The 11,093-nt window shown below is 62.5% G+C and carries 9 protein-coding genes; 4 read left to right on the forward strand and 5 right to left on the reverse strand.

Going from position 1 to position 11,093, the window contains the following annotated elements; translation table 11 throughout:
* From MTX36_RS17740 to MTX36_RS17755, 4 genes are all read right to left on the reverse strand, one after another.
* Positions 1-318, reverse strand: a 318-nt coding sequence (locus tag MTX36_RS17740; protein WP_243621015.1) for a DUF742 domain-containing protein, incomplete at its 3' end; no start/stop codon positions are given.
* A 5-nt stretch (positions 319-323) separates the two neighbouring features.
* Positions 324-740 carry a roadblock/LC7 domain-containing protein gene (locus MTX36_RS17745; protein WP_243621016.1) on the reverse strand — a complete coding sequence of 139 codons (417 nt, stop codon included), beginning with the start codon at positions 738-740 and terminating at the stop codon, positions 324-326.
* A complete protein-coding gene (locus tag MTX36_RS17750) occupies positions 737-3,595 on the reverse strand; it encodes an ATP-binding protein (protein ID WP_243621017.1) in 2,859 nt (952 codons plus the stop codon). Before MTX36_RS17750 ends, MTX36_RS17745 begins: the two co-directional genes overlap by 4 nt.
* Before the next feature lie 223 nt (positions 3,596-3,818).
* Complete coding sequence (locus MTX36_RS17755) at positions 3,819-4,919, reverse strand: NAD(P)-binding domain-containing protein (RefSeq protein WP_243621018.1); 1,101 nt, start codon at positions 4,917-4,919, stop codon at positions 3,819-3,821.
* A 113-nt stretch (positions 4,920-5,032) separates the two neighbouring features.
* Between MTX36_RS17755 and MTX36_RS17760 the strand changes: the two genes are divergently transcribed.
* The 3 genes from MTX36_RS17760 to MTX36_RS17770 are packed head-to-tail and all read left to right on the forward strand — an operon-like array spanning position 5,033 to position 9,468.
* Entirely contained in the window at positions 5,033-5,764 is a 732-nt protein-coding gene (locus tag MTX36_RS17760) for an enoyl-CoA hydratase (protein WP_243621019.1), read from the forward strand.
* A gap of 43 nt (positions 5,765-5,807) precedes the next feature.
* On the forward strand, positions 5,808-6,923 hold the full coding sequence (locus MTX36_RS17765) for an MBL fold metallo-hydrolase (RefSeq protein WP_243621020.1): 1,116 nt from the start codon (positions 5,808-5,810) through the stop codon (positions 6,921-6,923).
* Between the two features lie 55 nt (positions 6,924-6,978).
* A complete protein-coding gene (locus tag MTX36_RS17770; RefSeq protein WP_243621021.1) occupies positions 6,979-9,468 on the forward strand; it encodes an HAD-IC family P-type ATPase in 2,490 nt (829 codons plus the stop codon).
* A 14-nt stretch (positions 9,469-9,482) separates the two neighbouring features.
* Here MTX36_RS17770 and MTX36_RS17775 read toward each other — a convergent pair whose 3' ends face one another.
* Positions 9,483-10,622, reverse strand: a complete 1,140-nt coding sequence (locus MTX36_RS17775) for a GGDEF domain-containing protein (protein WP_279394750.1) — start codon at positions 10,620-10,622, stop codon at positions 9,483-9,485.
* 204 nt (positions 10,623-10,826) lie between these two features.
* Between MTX36_RS17775 and MTX36_RS17780 the strand changes: the two genes are divergently transcribed.
* On the forward strand, positions 10,827-11,018 hold the full coding sequence (locus tag MTX36_RS17780; RefSeq protein ID WP_243621023.1) for an antitoxin: 192 nt from the start codon (positions 10,827-10,829) through the stop codon (positions 11,016-11,018).
* Positions 11,019-11,093: the final 75 nt, after the last annotated feature.

An 11,093-nucleotide genomic window follows, 5' to 3' on the forward strand; every position in this document is an offset into this window, starting at 1 on the left:
GGTCGCATCGCTTCGCAGAGTGGCTTGTACTTCCAACGCCCCGGCGACGACGAGATCCGCCACCAGAACCCGTGCAACCCCGATCGGAACAGCAAGGTGCGCAGCGATTTCCGCGATGGAGATTCGCTGCTCACACAGGGTGACGATCGACGCACGGATGTCCTCCGGTGCAAGGCGTTTCGTGACGGCGTCTTCGACCGTCGCGACTATTGCTTCGAGCGGAAGGTCGATGGACGGTATTGTCCGACCTTCGGTGAGCGCGTAGGGGCGAACCAGATTCGGTTCGCGGTCAACGTGCTCGGATTGACGATGAGGCATCGAGATCAGATATCCCGACCTGATCGGGGTGCGATATCCATGGTGGTTCCGACCCGATCGACCAGAGTTGCCATCTCGTAACCTATCTGGCCGATATCGCACCCCGCGACGGCCAGCGCCGCAAGGTACGCGCCGCTACCGACCCCCATGAGGAGAAGGTAGCCGTTTTCCATCTCGACCACCGATTGCAGGACAGCACCGCCGTCGAACAAACGTGATGCACCCGCCGACAAGCTGGCGAGTCCGGATGTCACGGCAGCCAACTGGTCTGCACGATCGAGCGGAAGGTGGGTGCTCGCCGCGCTCAACAGCCCGTCGGCCGAGACGATGATCGCGTGGCTCACACCCGGAACGTCACGTGCGAAGCCCGATACCAACCAGTCGAGTGAGCGAGGAGTCTCTGGGGCTCCGACAGAATTCACTGTTCTCCTTCATCATTCTGCCCGGTCGTAGCCGAGTGCGGGTGGGTAGCGGCAGGGCGCGCGGTGGACAAATCGGCGGGGTTCTCGCCGATATGGCGTCGTCCGCGGCTGACACCGGACTGGTAGTCACTCCATCCGCGTCGGACGTTTTCGGGATCGGCGGTTTGGCGGTGAGCGCCGGACCGCAGCGGGGTGATGGTGGTCCCGGCGGTGCCGGGAACCAGTCGTGCACCGCGGTCGCGGATCGGGAGACCGGAATCGGAGATCTTGGTGACCGGCAGTTCGAACGACGCACGGGCAGCGACCCACCCCTGATCGGCATCGGTAGTCCAGGCGGTTCCGCTTGCAGCAGTCGAGGTTTGATCTGTCGGATCGACCAACCACTCGGAGACCATCCTGGCAAAGATCGGCGATGCGGTCGGGGTAGTGCCAGGGATCGGCTTCGGAAGTTCGGTGGTGCGAACAGCTGCGCGAGGCGGGAACCCGTCACGCGCGCGGGAGGAGAAGAAGGCCGCGGTATTGGTCGGGGTCGGGGAGCTCAGCCGGTGCCGGGGTTCAGGTTCGCCGCTGTTCTGGTCCACACTGTTCAGGTCGTTGCTATTCGCTTGAGGAGCAACGCTTTCGGCAACAGGAGCTGCCGGCATCCGTGCCTCCGCGATGGTGTCACCGATGCCTGGCGCTCCACTTGTCCCGGGGGTGCGACGCGGAAGTGCCGAGTCTTCGGGGAGAGCAGCAGTTGCCAACGTGGGTGCGCCGGCAACCGGGGGCGGCAGTGTCACCCGGATGGTGTTGCCCGGTTGCCGTTGCGGAAGTCCGTTGGCGGACAACGGCGTCGCCTCGGTTATCGCGGGTCGGCTGTTCAGTGGCGCCGAAACCGGAACCGGCGCGACCTGCGCAGCCGGGGCTGGGATCGGGGCAGGCACTGCGGCCGGAGCACCGGTGCGAGCCGGAGCGATGAACGGCGCCGACGGTATCCGAGCTGTGTCTTGACCAGGCTCTTCGAGCAGTGCTGCCGGGAGGAGAACCGAGGCGGTGATTCCGACGCGGTCCTGCGCAACTCCGGTGGGGCGCAGGCGAACCGAAATGTTGTATCGGCGGCTGATGCGGCTGATGACGAACAAGCCCATATGCCGTGCAGTGTCGGGACTCATCTCGCCGCCGGAAGCCAAGCGGCCGTTGGCGTCGAGTAGATCTGTCGTGGACATCCCGATGCCGAGGTCAGCGACCTCCACCAGCATGGAACCTTCGGACGTCGGACCGGCGTTGATGGTCACTGTTGTTTCCGGCGGTGAGTACCGCAGTGCATTGTCGAGAAGTTCGGCGATGAGATGTACGACGTCGGCACTGGACTGTCCGGTGAGGACGCCGGCTGGAATCTGTCCGAGTTCGACGCGCAGGTAGTCCTCGACGCCGGATACGGAGGCGCGTAGAGCGTCTGCGAGTGACATCGGTGCGGATCGTCCGCGGCGGCCTTCGGTGCCGGAGAGGATGAGGAGGTTGTCGCTGTTGCGGCGCATCCGGGCAGCGATGTGGTCGATGCGGAAGAGGTTCTCGAGTCGCCGCGGATCGTCTTCGTCCTGCTCGAGTTGTTCGATCAGGCCGAGCTGCTGCTCGACGAGGGACTTGTTGCGGCGCGAGAGGGTCTCGAACATGTCGTTAACCTGGCGCCGCAGTGTTGCCTGCTCGCCGGCGAGCATGATGGCCTGCCCGTGCATGTCGTCGACGGCACGTGCGAGCTGACCGATCTCCTCGTGGGTGCGTATGGGTACGCGGGGGAATTCCAGATCGGTTGTCTTCTCGCCGGCCCGGATGCGTTCGATGGCCTCGGGTAGTCCACGGCGGGCAGCCTGGAGGGCCGCGAAGCGCAGGCGTCGGATGGGATCGACGAGTGATCGGCTGATGATCAGGGCGATGACCAGTGCCGCGAGGACGGCGCCGAGAACGAGTGCGGTGTCTCGAAGTGCCGCCGATCGAGCGGTGTTCGCCTCAGCGGTTACCGTGCTGCCGAACTGGCTCACGGCGGCGTCGGTCAGGGCGTTGTACTGATCGCTGCTGGTCTGGAGGCCGATGTCGATCTGACTGCTCAGCGGTGCTGTGGAGGCCGTCGCACCGATCTCGTCGACGCGATTCTGCGCTGACGCTGTCAGAGCCTTGACAGCGTTGACGGCTGTGGGATTGCTGTCTGCTTCGTTAGCGGGAAGCACGCCGCCCAGGGCAGCAAGTTCTGCTCCGGCAGTGGTAGCCAGGGCGGTCCGAGCTTGTTGATCGAGGCGGCCGGAACCGAACAGGATTCGCTGGTCGGCCAGGGCGCGGCGCGCTGCCCACAGAGTTGCGAATTCCCCGCCGCGCTCACGCAGAATCGGCCGCTGGGAGGCTTTGATGATGTCGGTGAATGCGCTCGAGATGTCGGTCGAGACTTCGTTGACCCGGGCGACGAGTCGGGCCGACGCGACTGCGCCGGAACCAACCTCTTCGACGATCGATCGACTGTTTTGTAGAGCGCGGGTGACCTGACCGTTCAGTGCGTCATCAGTCTGGAAGGTCCGACCGGCCGTGACAAGTTCTTGCATCGAATTCGTTACTGCCGCAGTGGCCGTCGTGGTTTCGGTGCCGGAGGACGATGCGACGGCGAGGTCGTACAGTGCGTCTTCCAGATGAAGGGCTGCGGGGACTGCGAGGGCGCGCTCGGAAGACGAGCTGAGTTTTGCTGCCTCGGAGAGTTCAGCCTGGATCCGGAATGCGCCGAGCATGACGGCAATGAGCATCGGAACGGTGAGGACTGCGACAACCTTCCATCCGAGTCGCCATTCGCCGATCGACCACCACGCGGTTTTTGTGTGTGCATCGTTTTTCATGCGGACCGCTGCCCCTTCATGACTGTCCCTCACGTCAACCCCCGATTGGGCTGTTGCCCGAGTTCCTCCGATTGTGCGTAACCGAAAGAAGTTAGCTGAACGGTAACAGAAGGTCCTTTGTCTGGCCACAGGCATGCCTCACTTTGGGGTTAGTGCTCCGTAGCTCCTGTTTGTGCTGGTAGGGACTCAAGCGGACAATCGTAACCAAATGGTCGCTAGAGGCTTAGTGAAGTTTCAGGAATGAGGTCAGTTCCGCTACCGCAGCCTGGCCCGCCCGGTTCGCGCCGATCGTTGAGGATGACGGGCCGTAGCCGACCAGATGTACTCGCGGGTCGGACGCGACTTGGGTGGCGAGACGTCCGGTCATCTCGATTCCGCCGCCGGGACCCCGTAGATGAAGCGGTGCAAGGTGATCGAGGGAGCTCCGAAAACCGGTGCACCACAAAATGACATCGGTACCGATCGACGTTCCGTCTTCCCATCTGACGCCGTGCGGAAGGATCTCCGAGAACATCGGTAGCCTTGTCATCACGCCGCGTTCGCGAGCCGCGCGGATCGCGGGTGTCACCGGCAGGCCCGTTACCGAGACCACCGATCCGGGTGGGAGCCCGCGTCGTACTCGATCTTCGACCATAGCGACGGCTTCTCGCCCGATGTCCGGGGTGAACGGCTCGTCGCGGAACTGCGGTTCGCGTCGGGTCACCCAGGTCGTGGTCGTGACCTGGGAGATCTCGTCGAGTAACTGGACCGCAGAGATGCCCCCGCCGACGACCACCACGTGTTTGCCCTCGAACTCGAGGGCGGAGCGGTAATCTCGGGTGTGTAGTTGGCGTCCGCGAAAGGACTCGGCGCCGCGGTAATGCGGAATGAACGGGCGCTCCCAGGTTCCCGTCGCATTGATCAGCCCGCGTGCGTTGAATATGCCGTGGTCGGTCTCGATGCGCAGACGCTCTTCGCGCGGGCAGACGACGCGAGTGTGTACCGGTCGGTGGACCGGAAGCTCGAACTTCTTCTCGTACAACTCGAAGTAGTGGGGGACTGCGGCCGACGCCGGTACCTGTTCGGCATCGGTGCCCGTCGTTTCCGCGAAAGACATGCCCGGCAGATCGTGCACGCCGTTCACGGTGCTCAAAGTCAGGCTCGGCCAACGGAACTGCCACGCTCCGCCGGGTCCGGCGGCGTGATCGAGCACGACGAACCCCGACTCCGGCGCTACACCGAATTTGCGGAGGAAGTAAGCGGCCGAGAGACCGGCCTGGCCGGCACCGACAACCACCACATCGACGTTGTGGGCTTGTCCGTCGGAACTGACGTTCGTACTCATCGGTAATCTAACCTCCTGATGCACAGAACTCTGCTGCAGAGAACTATCGCGGACGGTAACGGCATTCGGGTCATCCCTGGTGTCGAGCCTTCCAGAAATGAAAGCGAGCGGACATGATCGGGACTTCCCGGGACGGCAATGTCGTGACCATCGAGTTGCAACGGCATGAGCGTCGTAACGCACTCAGCGCGGAACTCTGCATCGCAATCAAGGATGCGGTGAACTCCGCCGTCGCAGATCGCGCTCACGTCATCGTGATCACGGGCCAGGGATCGGCATTCTGCGCCGGCGCCGACCTCTCCGGCGACGTGTACATGGAAGGCTTCACCGACCATCTCTTCGAAATGCTCCGCTCCATCGATACCGCGCCCATCCCGGTGATCGCAGCCGTCAACGGCCCGGCCATCGGCGCCGGCACGCAACTCGCCATCGCTTCCGACCTGCGCGTCGTAGCTCCCGGCGCCAGGTTCGGCATTCCGGCTGCGACTCTCGGTGTCTCGGTGGACAAGTGGACGATGCATCGACTGGCATCTCTTGTCGGAGGTGGCCCGGCCCGCACGATTCTGCTCGGCATCGAACAGATCGGTGCCGAGGAGGCATTCAACCGCGGCCTGGCCAACAAGATCGGCACACTCGAAGACGCGCAGGAATGGGCGCAGCGCATCGCCAACCTCGCACCGCTGTCGCTGCGCCACATGAAGATGGTTCTCAACGACGACGGAACGATGGACGCGCAGTCACCCGAGCAACTCGACGCACTTCACGCGGCGTGGCTCAGTGACGACGTCCAAGAGGCCCGCGCTGCCCGCATCGAGAATCGCCCACCCGTCTTCAAGGGGAAATAGTCGCGTCCGGCTCCGGCGGAAAATAGTAGCTACGCTGGTCCGAATGAAGAAGACGACGCTTCTCGGTCTTGCCGCGGTAACTGCGGCAACAGGATGGGTGGCGCGAGCCGCCTGGGGAATCCCGACGCAGATCGGGGCATCGCGAAGTGCGGTGCAACCCTATGCGGCGGCATCACCGCGATATCGAGACCGCCAGTTTCACAATTCGGAACCCAGCAGCGCTCTTGTTCCGGGTACCGATGCCGGGATGGCGAAGTCGATGCTCACCCGCGGGTCGATGGGACGGCCACGCGCACCTATCCCGTTGGCCACTCCGCTGGCGCCGGCGCAGGCAGGCGGTGCGGCAGTTACCTGGTACGGACATTCGAGCGTGTTGGTCGAGGTCGACGGATACCGCGTGCTCGCGGACCCCGTGTGGAGTGAGCGCGTATCGCCTTCTGCTGCAGTCGGTCCCGCACGCATGCATGCGGTACCAGTATCTCTGGAAGATCTGCCGGCGGTGGATGCCATAGTCATCTCCCACGATCACTACGACCATCTCGATATGGCGACGGTCAAAATTCTGACGCACTCGCAGAAGGCGCCGTTCGTGGTGCCGGTGGGTATCGGTGCGCACCTTCGTCACTGGAAGGTGCCGGAGAATCGCATTGTCGAGCTGGACTGGGACGAGTCGACGACAATCGGCGACTTGGTCCTCACGTGCACCGAGGCCCGCCATTTCTCGGGGCGTGGCCTCGTCCGCAATACGACGCAATGGGCGTCGTGGGTCTTTGCCGGCCCGAACCATCGCGTGTTCTTCGGCGGAGACAGCGGATACACGCCACGGTTTGTCGAACTCGGAAAGAAGTACGGACCATTCGACTTGACCCTTCTCCCGGTCGGCGCCTACGACGTACGGTGGCCCGACATCCACATGAACCCCGAAGAAGCGGTTCAGACGCACGCCGATCTGAACCTCGGGGACGCGGAACGTGGAGTATTCGTGCCGATTCACTGGGCGACCTTCAATCTTGCGTTCCATTCGTGGTCCGAGCCGATCGTGCGGTTGACCGAGACTGCTGCGGGAGTCGGCACCACGGTGGCGGTGCCGATGCCGGGTGGCAGGATCGACGCACTGTCCGCCACTGCGCCGTCGAAGTGGTGGATCGCGCTGGGATAGGCATCCGATTCGAGTCGGACCGGGAAATGCGGCGTCGGGTGCGTAATCTTTGACCATGGCTCACGAGCACACGGGTTCAAAAGAAACAGCAGTGGCGACCGCGGATTCACCCAACGACATCGACATCTCGCGTGGGTTGACGGCCGAGCAGGTTGCTGCCCGCATAGCGTCGGGCCAGACCAACGACGTGCCGGATCGGGCTTCGCGGTCGGTCAAGGACATCGTTCGCGGCAATATCTTCACCCGGATCAATGCGATCCTGATGGTGTTGTTGGTGATCGTGCTGTCCACCGGTTCCGTGATCGACGGCATGTTCGGATTACTGATCGTCGCGAACAGTGGTATCGGCATCATCCAGGAGATCCGGGCGAAGCGTACTTTGGATGCGCTGGCAATTGTCTCTCAGGCCAAGCCGATGGTCCGACGTGACGGTATCGCGGTTGCGCTTGCGCCCAAAGAAGTTGTTCTCGACGACATCATCGAGTTGGGTTCCGGTGACCAGATCGTGGTCGACGGTGAAGTGGTCAGTTCTGCGGCCCTCGAGATCGACGAGTCGCTGCTCACGGGCGAAGCGGACCCGGTGCACAAGACCGCTGGGGCGCAGGTACTTTCGGGAAGTTTTGTGGCAGCCGGTAGCGGCGCGTACCGGGCCACGAAGGTCGGCGGCGACGCATACGCGGCGAAGTTGGCCGAAGAAGCCAGCAAATTCACCTTGGTGCATTCGGAATTGCGCAGCGGTATCGACAGCATCCTCAAGTTCATCACGTACTTGATGATCCCGGCGGGTGCCCTGATCATCTACAACCAGCTGTTCTCGAGCGGAGAGTCCATTCGCCCCGCACTCAACGGTATGGTCGCGGCTCTGGTTCCGATGGTCCCGGAGGGCCTGGTGCTGATGACGTCCATCGCGTTTGCCGTCGGAGTCATCCGACTGGGCAAGCGGCAGTGCCTCGTTCAGGAATTGCCGGCGATCGAGGGCTTGGCTCGCGTCGACGTCGTGTGCGCAGACAAGACGGGAACGCTCACCGAGAACGGTATGCGGCTATCCGAGTTGAAGCTCGCAGAAGGCTCTGCCGACGAGGCGGTGATCAAGGCAGCATTGAGCGCGATGGCTGCGTCGGATCCGAGGCCCAACGCGAGTGTTCTTGCCATTCGCGAGTCATTCGCTGATGATGCGGGTTGGGGCGAAGCTACTGCGGTGGCGCCGTTCTCGTCCGCGAAGAAGTGGAGCGGACAGTCCTACGGTGCCCACGGCAACTGGGTGCTGGGCGCTCCGGACATGCTTCTCGACCCGGCCTCCGACATGGCTCGGGAAGCAGAGTCGGTGGGGTCCACCGGACTGCGCGTACTCATGTTGGGCAGTAGCAATCTTTCAGTCGACGACGCAGATGCTCCCGGAATCGTGACACCGGAAGCCTTGGTCATTCTCGAGCAGAAGGTTCGTCCCGACGCACAGGAAACGTTGGAGTACTTCGCAAGTCAGAAGGTAGCGGTCAAAGTCATCTCCGGTGACAATGCGGTCTCGGTCGGCGCGGTTGCAGGTTCTCTCGGCCTTGCGGGCGGAGATCGCCCCATCGATGCGCGGGAACTGCCCAACGATCAGGAGAAACTCGCCGACGTCCTCGAAGGCGCCACCACTTTCGGACGCGTTCGTCCCGATCAGAAGCGGGAGATGGTGGCCGCCTTGCAGTCTCGCGGCCACACTGTTGCGATGACCGGTGACGGTGTCAACGACGTGCTGGCGCTCAAGGATGCCGATATCGGAGTCTCGATGGGTTCGGGAAGCCCGGCGACGCGCGCTGTCGCGCAGATCGTGCTGTTGGACAACAAGTTCGCGACCTTGCCGTACGTGGTGGCGGAGGGTCGTCGCGTCATCGGCAACATCGAACGCGTCTCCAATCTCTTCCTCACCAAGACCGTGTACTCGGTGGTGCTCGCGTTTCTGGTCGGCATTACCGGCGTGCTGTCGAAGATGCTCGATTTCGAACCGCTGTCGTATCCGTTCCTGCCGCGTCACGTCACCATCGCAGCGTGGTTCACGATCGGTATCCCGGCGTTCATTCTTTCGCTGGCACCCAACAACGAACGCGCTCGCACCGGTTTTGTGGCCCGCGTGATGCGGTTGGCTTTGCCGTCCGGAATCATCATCGGTGTCATCACTTTTGCCACGTACGTGATCGTTCACAATAGCTACGACGTGACACGCGAGCAGGAAAGCACCACTGCGTTGATCACGCTGATCATGATCGCCCTGTGGGTATTGGCGGTCGTTGCCCGACCGTACAACTGGTGGAAGTTGGTGTTGATCGGCGGTTCGGTGGTCGGCTATCTGATCTTGTTCGCCTTGCCGTTCACTCGCGAGTTCTTCAAGTTGGACCCCAGCAACGTGGCTGCGACGACGCTCGCAATCACGATGGGTGCGGTGGGCGTCGTGCTGGTGGAAGTGTCCTGGTGGGTCAGCGCCAGGTTGCACGGTGAGAAGCGAAAGTTGTTCACCACACCGGACGATATGCCGGGCGAGCATCCGCACGCGCACACGTCCTAGCTGGTTCGGCAAGTTCAGGGTTTTGACATATGGACCCAGGCAATGCGGTTGCCGCCACGCTTCTTCGCGCGGTACATCGCATTGTCGGCGTGCTCGATCAGCACGTTGACCGCACTGCCCGGTAGGTCTGCTTCCGTCGTGAGATGCACGCTGACGCCGGTGCTGGCGGATACCGGAAAAAGATCGGACGTGGAACTGATCGCGGAGTGAATCTGTGCGGCAACAGTTTCGATATCGGTAGCGTCGACGCTGCGGAGGACAACAAATTCGTCGCCGCCGATGCGCGCCACCACGCCTTCGGGGCCCGCCGCTCGGACCAGTCGTTCGGCGATGGCCGTCAACGCGTCGTCGCCCGCTCCGTGCCCGTGAGTGTCGTTGAGTCTCTTGAACGAGTCGACGTCGATCAGCATGGCGATCAGGGCTTTCGAACGCGAGGGATCTCCGCGAAGTAGCTGCTGAGCCTCGTCTTGCAGGCCGCGGCGATTGAGCGTGGCGGTGAGGTAGTCGCGACCTGCGCGGCGGGCGTCGTCCGTCAGTCGCAGCCAGACGACTTGCAATGCCCAGACGGTGGTGATGATGACTCCGCAGATGATCACGTACATGTCGAACACGATCCAGTCGTCGTTCGCCGGGTCTGTGAGGGCACTGTGCGCCAGGAGAGAGCAGATAGTGAGAGCCCAGAAGATGTGAGCGACAGCGACGCGGGGGCTGTGAACTACGGCGACGTAGAAGCCGATCATGACGAAGAGAATGCAGCCGATGGTTCCGACAAATGCGGATCGGACGCCGATCAGTAGGGCGAGTGCCAGCCACACATCACTCCAGACGACAAACGTCATCGACTGCGCCCAAGTGGGCCAGGTGGCATGGCGACTCCAGCCCAGCCCGCCGTAGAGGCCGCTGAGCGCTGACACCGTGAGTACCGATCTGGCTAACCTGTTATCGGCGCCCAGATCGCTCAGTTGCATGGTTGCGGACATCACGGCGAAGACAAGACACCAGGCCGCGATGATCACGCGCCCGGGTCCGGTCAGTCCACGAGTATCGAGAAATCGGGGCAACCAGCTGTAATCGGTGGTAGCAAGCCAGGTTCGCGACAGCAGGCCACGGGCGGGCCGCGGAATAATTCCCGACCCTCGCGAATCTGCATTCAATCTGGACACCTGTCGAAATCACTTGTGATGAACTTCTGTCTGACATTCAGTTAACGATTAGTTAACGGTACCTTGGATTGGAAGCAGTGACAATCAGGTGGCCGTCGTTCTTGGCATACTTCGTCTGTACCTGTGAGAATCAAGCGTGCGCGGAGTTTCGCATTCCGCGATAGATGTGCGTCAGCACTGGGAGAGGACACGGACATGGGTTTCCTGGACAGCGTCAAGGGTCTCGTCGAAAAAGGTCAGGAACTGGCATCGGAGAATTCCGACAAGGTTCACGACGCGATCGACAAAGTAGCTGACATCGCCGACGGCAAGACCGGCGGCAAGTACGGCGACCAGATCGACAAAGCAGCCGAAGCTGCCAAGAAGGCTGTTCCCGAAAAGGAGTAGTCACCAAAGCTCAGGAGCCCGCAGCCCGTCGAGGTTGCGGGCTCCTGTGCGTCCACTGGGCGAATTCCCAGGGTG

The organism is Rhodococcus sp. ARC_M6 (genome assembly GCF_022810305.1).
GTDB lineage: Bacteria > Actinomycetota > Actinomycetes > Mycobacteriales > Mycobacteriaceae > Rhodococcus_F.

Coding starts and splice junctions, on each gene's coding strand:
- MTX36_RS17750 (WP_243621017.1), bottom strand. CDS start 3,595: ATGAAAAACGATGCACACACAAAAACCGCGTGGTGGTCGATCGGCGAA.
- MTX36_RS17755 (WP_243621018.1), bottom strand. CDS start 4,919: ATGAGTACGAACGTCAGTTCCGACGGACAAGCCCACAACGTCGATGTG.
- MTX36_RS17760 (WP_243621019.1), top strand. CDS start 5,033: ATGATCGGGACTTCCCGGGACGGCAATGTCGTGACCATCGAGTTGCAA.
- MTX36_RS17765 (WP_243621020.1), top strand. CDS start 5,808: ATGAAGAAGACGACGCTTCTCGGTCTTGCCGCGGTAACTGCGGCAACA.
- MTX36_RS17770 (WP_243621021.1), top strand. CDS start 6,979: ATGGCTCACGAGCACACGGGTTCAAAAGAAACAGCAGTGGCGACCGCG.
- MTX36_RS17780 (WP_243621023.1), top strand. CDS start 10,827: ATGGGTTTCCTGGACAGCGTCAAGGGTCTCGTCGAAAAAGGTCAGGAA.